This is a genomic window from Mesorhizobium sp. M8A.F.Ca.ET.021.01.1.1 (assembly GCF_003998025.1).
Taxonomy (GTDB): Bacteria; Pseudomonadota; Alphaproteobacteria; order Rhizobiales; family Rhizobiaceae; genus Mesorhizobium.
The window spans coordinates 1-5744 of the sequence record NZ_RZSJ01000410.1; the positions used below are offsets into that span (position 1 = coordinate 1).

General features: G+C 61.6%; 8 protein-coding genes. All 8 read right to left on the bottom strand.

Features of this window, described 5'->3' with window-relative positions; all coding sequences use genetic code 11:
- On the bottom strand, nucleotides 1-336 hold a 336-nt coding region (locus EOA36_RS25415), incomplete at its 3' end, for a DNA alkylation repair protein (RefSeq protein WP_189553352.1).
- Nucleotides 337-342: 6 nt separating this feature from the next.
- On the bottom strand, nucleotides 343-1212 hold the full coding sequence (locus EOA36_RS25420) for an NAD(P)-dependent oxidoreductase (RefSeq protein WP_127279905.1): 870 nt from the start codon (nucleotides 1210-1212) through the stop codon (nucleotides 343-345).
- 124 nt (nucleotides 1213-1336) lie between these two features.
- The gene (locus EOA36_RS25425; protein WP_127279906.1) at nucleotides 1337-2161 is read right to left on the bottom strand and encodes an ABC transporter permease; all 825 of its coding nucleotides are present in this window, start codon (nucleotides 2159-2161) and stop codon (nucleotides 1337-1339) included.
- Nucleotides 2158-2874 carry an ABC transporter permease gene (locus tag EOA36_RS25430; RefSeq protein WP_127279907.1) on the bottom strand — a complete coding sequence of 239 codons (717 nt, stop codon included), beginning with the start codon at nucleotides 2872-2874 and terminating at the stop codon, nucleotides 2158-2160. The genes EOA36_RS25425 and EOA36_RS25430 overlap by 4 nt, the downstream gene beginning before the upstream one ends.
- 75 nt (nucleotides 2875-2949) lie before the next feature.
- Nucleotides 2950-3735, bottom strand: a complete 786-nt coding sequence (locus EOA36_RS25435) for an ABC transporter substrate-binding protein (protein WP_127279908.1) — start codon at nucleotides 3733-3735, stop codon at nucleotides 2950-2952.
- A gap of 158 nt (nucleotides 3736-3893) precedes the next feature.
- Entirely contained in the window at nucleotides 3894-4403 is a 510-nt protein-coding gene (gene mobB / locus EOA36_RS25440) for a molybdopterin-guanine dinucleotide biosynthesis protein B (RefSeq protein ID WP_127279909.1), read from the bottom strand.
- Nucleotides 4400-5032: a molybdenum cofactor guanylyltransferase MobA gene (gene mobA, locus EOA36_RS25445; RefSeq protein WP_127279910.1), complete on the bottom strand. Its 633-nt coding sequence runs from the start codon at nucleotides 5030-5032 to the stop codon at nucleotides 4400-4402. Before mobA ends, mobB begins: the two co-directional genes overlap by 4 nt.
- Nucleotides 5033-5217: 185 nt before the next feature.
- A complete protein-coding gene (locus EOA36_RS25450) occupies nucleotides 5218-5589 on the bottom strand; it encodes a hypothetical protein (protein ID WP_127279911.1) in 372 nt (123 codons plus the stop codon).
- Nucleotides 5590-5744 lie beyond the last annotated feature (155 nt).

The window sequence follows — 5744 nt, forward strand, 5'->3', positions numbered from 1 at the left end:
GTCCACGAACAGGTCGGAGACGGTGTCGACGATCTCCCATGAGTCGAAATCGCCGGCCCAGCGGCGGCACTCTTCGATGGCGATCTTTTTCGGCTCGCCGGTGAAGGCCGCCATCAGCCGCGCCTCGCGAATGCCTGTGTCCCATAGCGCGAGGGACCGTTCATGGTTGCGCTTCACCTTGCGCGCCAAGGGCCGCAAGTCCGCATTGCCGATGCCGAGCGCGGTCGCGTTGTTGATGCCGAACCGCGCCATGCCGGCGCGGTTTTCCTCGGTTCCGATCGAACGCAGATGAGCGACGATATCCTGCGCGGTCCAGCCTGGAGCGGGCAGGGACATCGTCGCCTACTTCTCCAGCCGCGCCAGCAGCGAGGACGTGTCCCAGCGCTTGCCGCCCATCGCCTGCACATCCTTGTAGAACTGGTCGACAAGCGCTGTCACCGGCAGCCTGGCGCCGTTGCGGTCGGCCTCCGCCAGGCAGATGCCGAGGTCCTTGCGCATCCAGTCGACGGCGAAACCGAAATCATATTTGCCGGCATTCATGGTCTTGTGCCGGTTTTCCATCTGCCAGGAGCCGGCCGCACCCTTGGAAATCACCTCGATCACCTTTTCGATGTCGAGCCCGGCCTTCTTGCCGAAATGGATGCCTTCCGACAGGCCCTGCACCAGTCCGGCGATGCAGATCTGATTGATCATCTTGGTGAGCTGGCCGGCACCCGCCGACCCCATCAGCCCGACCATGCGGGCAAAGGCGTCGATGACCGGCCTGGCCCTGTCGAACGCAGCCTCATCGCCGCCGACCATCACGGTCAGCACGCCATTCTCGGCGCCGGCCTGGCCACCGGAGACCGGCGCGTCGAGGAATGAGAACCCGCTCGCCTGCGCGGCTTCCGCCAGTTCGCGCGCGACTTCCGCCGAAGCCGTGGTGTTGTCGATAAAGACCGAGCCTTTCTTCATCGCCTTGAAGGCGCCTTCGGACCCTGTGGTCACCGAACGCAAATCGTCGTCATTGCCGACGCAGGAAAAGACGAAATCCTTGCCCTCGGCGGCCTGCGCCGGCGTCGCGGCAAGGTTGCCGCCATGTTGAGCGACCCATTGTTCGGCTTTGGCTTGGGTGCGGTTGTAGACGGTAACGTCGTGGCCGCCCTTGTTCTTCAGGTGTCCGGCCATGGGATAACCCATGACGCCCAGACCGAGAAATGCCACCGATGCCATGCCTTGTCCTTCCGGAGAAACAGAGATTTCAGTTGCGGAAGCTCTAGGCCATGCGACGAATTCGTCAAGGCGCGCACCGTCGCATCGACTGGCACAGGTCGATCAGGAACGGTTCGGCGATGCGTCAGCGATGCAGATGGATGGTGATCCGGCGCTCGATCCATTCGACGCCATGGCGCAGGATCTCGACCATCACCAGATAGACGATGGCGACCCAGACATAGGCCTGGAAGTCGAAGGATTTGGCGTAGGCGAGCTTTGCATTGCCCATGAGATCATAGACCGTGATGATGGCGACGATGGCCGAGGCCTTGATCATCAGAACCAGTTCATTGCCATAGGGCCGCAACGCCACGATGAAGGCCTGCGGCAGGACAACCTTGCGCAGCGTCTGCAGCTTGTGCAGGCCGAGCGAAGCAGCTCCTTCCCATTGGCCCCTGGGCACGCTTTCGATGGCGCCGCGCAGGATCTCGGCCTGGTAGGCCGCGGTGTTGAGCGCGAAGGCGAAGACGCCGCAGTTGAAGGCCTCGCGGAAGAACCACCACAGCCCGACGGATTCAAGCTGCAACCGGAAAGAGCCCAAGCCATAGTAGACGAGGTAGACCTGGACCAGTAGTGGCGTGCCGCGGAAGAAGTAGACGTAGCAGTAGGCAATGCCGGACAGGAAGCGGCTCTTCGACATGCGGCCATAGGTGACGGGCAACGAAAAGATCGCGCCGACCACCATCGAAATCGCCACGAGCGACAGCGTCGTCCACAGGCCCTGCAGATAGGCTGGCGCATATCTGGCAAAGAACTCGCCATTCCAGGCGTAGATGAGATAGGCGAGGATACCGAGGCCGAAGAGTATCCAGAGGCCGACGAGCGCGTACCCGACGATACGGGTGCGCGGCCAGCCGCGTGCCCGCGGCGGCGGCCGGTCGACGGAGATGGCTTGGCTGACGCTCATCGTGCCTCCCTCCGTCCCAGCGAGCGCAAGATGAACCCGGTCGCGATCGATGACAGGATCGCCAGAGCGAGGAAAACCAGCGCGGCCACGCTGTAGAACAGGAAGGCGTGTTTCGTGACACGCGCCGCCACGCCGGCGTTGCGCAAGGTTTCGGCGAGGTTGACGACAGAGACCAGTGCGGTGTCCTTGAGCAGGCTGAGCCAGCAGTTCTCGAGGCCGGGAAAGGCGATGCGCAGCAGCTGAGGCAGGATCACCTTGCGCATGGTCAGCCATGTCGACAGGCCGATCGCGTAGCCGCCCTCATACTGGCCCTTGGGAATGGCGCGAAAGGCGGAAAGAAACACCTCGCTGGCATAGGAGGAAAAGATCAGCGACAGCACGATCATGCCGGCGATGAAGCTGTCGACGTCGATCGTCGCCTCGGGCTTGAAGAGGCGGATGACGTATTGCAGCAGGATGGGCATGCCGAAGAAGAACAGGAACAGCGTCACCAGTTCCGGCAGGCCGCGAAACACGGTGGTGTAGATGTTGGCGGCCACCCGCAGCGACGGTTCTTCGGATTGCTTGGCCCAGGCTACGAAAAAGCCGATCGTCAGGCCGATCGGCAGCGTGGCAAGGGCAAGCACGATGGTGACCAACGCGCCATAGGCAATATCGTCACTCCAGCCCTCGGGTCCCCAACTCAGCAGTGTCCATATGCTTTGGGCTGGCATTGACTGGTCTTACCCCACGGCGCACCCGAGATGAACAAGGCGGCAGGGGACCCCTGCCGCCTTGGCAACAGACTATCAGGACTCGGCGCCGTAGACGTCGAACTTGAAGTACTTGTCGTTGATTTCCTTATATTTTCCGTTGGCACGGATGGCGTCTATGGCGGAATTCAGCTTGTTGACCAAGTCGGTATCGCCCTTGCGAACGGCGATGCCGGCGCCGGGTCCGAAGATTTCGACCGGTTGCGGCGAGGGCTGGCCGAGGATCTTGCAGCAGGCGCCGTCTGGCGAATCAAGCCACTGCTGCAGCACGACGATATCGTCCTCGATGGCGTCGAGACGGCCATTGGCAAGATCTGCCTGCTCCTCGGGGCTGCTCGGATAGCCCTTGACGGTGCTGTCGGTGTAGGTCTTCGAGGCATAGTTGAAATGCGTCGTCGTGGTGGCCACACCGATGTTCTTGCCGGCGAGGTCTTCCTTGGTCACGCCCTTCAGAGGCGAATCCTTCGGCACGGCGATTGCGGACGGCGTATTGTAGTATTTGTGCGAGAAGTCGACCTTCTCCTTCCTCTCCGGCGTGATCGACATCGAGGCGACGATGGCGTCGAACTTGCCGGCCTGAAGTGCGGGAATGATGCCGTCCCAATCCTGGGCCACGAAGGTGCACTTGACCTTCATCTCATCGCAAAGCGCCTTGGCGATGTCGATGTCGAAGCCGACAAGCTGGCCATCGGCGGTGAGGTTGTTGAATGGGGGGTAGGCGCCCTCGGTGCCGATCCTCAGGGTCTTTTCCTGGGCCTGGGCTACGCCGAGCGTCAGCAGCGCAGCCGATGCGGCGAGCGCGATACGCAGTGTAATACGCATGATAGTCCTCTCTTTATGGTCCCGGCCGTCGTTCCGAAACGGCTCTGAGGGGCGGTGCTTTTGACCGCCCGCTGGGCCGATACTCCCACTCTTTCCAAGAAAAAAGCAACTGCAAAACCGCCAAAATCGGCAATGGGCTTCTGCCGTTACGTTACTTCTCAAGCAACGAGGTCGGTCGTTCGCTCGATGAAGTCGGCTATGGATTTCGTGTCGTCGAGGTCGAACACCGGCAAGCTCTGGCCGGTGATGGCGAAATCCGCGGCGATGGCGACGATATTGGGATCACCCGCCGCAAGCGGCGTCCGCTCCTTTGCTTCCAGTCGCCTCGTTTCGATCTTGCGGTGGGGTTCGCGCTTGTAGCCTTCCACCAGCACGATGTCGCATGGGGCGAGCCGCGAGAGGATGGCGTCCAGCGGCGGCTCATCCTCGCCGCGCAACTCGTGCATCAACGCCCAACGATTGCCTGACACGATCGCAACCTCGGTGGCGCCGGCCTGGCGATGGCGGAAGCTGTCCGCGCCTGGCTTGTCGATGTCGAAATCATGGTGGGCGTGTTTGACCGTCGATACCTTCCAGCCGCGCCGCACGAGCTCGGCGACCAACTTCTCGGTCAGTGTGGTCTTGCCGGAGTTTTTCCAGCCGGTGATGCCGAAGACGCGTCTGTTCATGACGTCATGCTCTGCAACAGGCGCGCGGCCTGGGCAAGATCGTCCGGCACATTGATGTTGAAGAAAGGATCGATGGATTGTCCGGCGGATTGCAGGATCGGGAATTCGACCTCGACATGGCCGTGCCGTTCGATGAAGGCCGAAACCCGCTTGTTGTGCTCATCGACCAGGAAATGCCGCAAGGCGTCGCGGCATCCGACCGGCCATAGCGCGAAGGTCGGGTGCAGCCTGCCTGCCGAGAAAGCGACCGCGATCGAACCGGGACGTTCGCCGGCCGCCGCCTCCAGACGATCGACGAGATCCAGCGGCAGGAAAGGCGTGTCGCCGGCAGCGGTGACGATCGCCTTGCAAGGCGTGCCGGCAGCGGCCCATTCGAGGCCGGTAAGAATTCCGGCAAGCGGCCCGGCGAAGCCCTCGACGGTATCGGCGAGCACCGGTAGCCCGAAACGGGCGAACCGCGCCGGGTCGCCATTGGCGCTAAGCGCCAGGGTCTCGAACTGCGGGCCAAACCGCGACAGGATCTGGTCAAGCACACAGCCGTCGCCAAGCGGCAAAAGGCTTTTATCGCCACCGCCCATCCGTCTCGATTGGCCACCCGTCAGAATGATCCCTGCGACATCCCGATTCATTCTGCCCAGCCTGTACGCCAACCCGTGAAATCGCAAGCGACTTCACGGGCGGGTAGTGCATCAGTTTGAAATCCGGCGCTTTACGCGCGCGAGGCCTTCAACCAAGCCAATGATGAGCTAGCCACGCGAGGTACAATCCGGCTATGGCCGCATAGATAAAGCCGACCGGACCTTTGGGCATGGGCTTATGGTGCGCCACGCGTAGCCGTGGCGGCCGATAACATTTGCCGTTGTGAGACGATTAGCATTTGCTCCAACTCGCGGCGCCCTTCCTCCCTTGCCCGCTTTGAATCCAGGCGCTCCTGAGCGTAGAGTTGTCTCGCATGTTCCGAGGCCGAGAGTGAGTTTTCGTCTAGCCACGCTTTGAACTTGCCGGGTCTTATGAGGACTTTGGCGTGGGTGAAGCCGCGGCGGTGTAGCCGTTCCGCCTTGGAAGCTTCGAAATCGGCGTGCCACTCTTCCCAAGTCGCCCGCATGTCATCGGCACCAGGAAGCTGGCGGATGCGAGGATAATCCTTGGCAGTGTAAGCTGAGATAGCCCTGACTTTGCTGGCCATTGCAGATCTCCCCCTTGTTCCAAGAAGAGGGTGCGACATCCTAGGGCTTGATGTCCAGATGGCGTATCGAGCCGCATCGCCCCGCCAGAGCTAGGGATAACTGCCTTTTTCACACAACATATTCAAGCCCCGCCATTTTCAAACTGATGCACTAC